At 56.7% G+C, this 501-nt stretch carries 1 protein-coding gene; it reads right to left on the bottom strand.

Going from position 1 to position 501, the window contains the following annotated elements; genetic code table 11:
* Positions 1–501 (bottom strand): RNA-guided endonuclease InsQ/TnpB family protein (locus NW820_RS13540; RefSeq protein ID WP_414407796.1); only part of this gene is annotated, 501 nt, incomplete at both ends.

The raw sequence follows: 501 nt of genomic DNA, 5'->3' as shown, positions 1-501 counted from the left end.
CAGCCCCCAAGAGCGCAATTACGTTTGCACCATTCAAGTCCGCATCTCCTTCCCATCCACAGTGCCCACACTTGAACGACTTACCACTGCGATAGGATTGCGCAGGGTCGGGATGGATGTGTAAGCACCGGTGGCAGGTCTGCGACGTGTAGGCAGGCGGCACAAGAATCAGAGAAACCCCTGCAACCCTCGCCTTGTATTCCAGAAATTGACGTAGTTGGTAGAACGCCCAACTGTTGGTTCTGCGCCGTTCGGCCTTGTTGCGTGGCTGTTGATTGACCCTTTCCCGGATCCCTGTCAGGTCTTCCAGAGCGATAGCGCTGTTTGTGGTCTTTGCCCTGGAGACAATAGCTTTGGAGATGCGATGATTGACCCACGCCTGAAAGCGCCTCTCCTTGCCAGACAGCCGTTGCAACAGTTCTCTGCATCTGCGCCGCGAACTGCGGGTGCCCTTACTGGCTTTGCGTTGGAGTACCGCCCTCAACCGGGAGTAGCGCTCTC

The sequence above is a fragment of the Synechococcus sp. R55.7 genome (assembly GCF_047461955.1).
In the GTDB taxonomy this organism is placed as follows: domain Bacteria; phylum Cyanobacteriota; class Cyanobacteriia; order Thermostichales; family Thermostichaceae; genus Thermostichus.
Note: the sequence above shows the minus strand (reverse complement) of the source record. Positions and strands in the feature narration are given on the sequence as shown.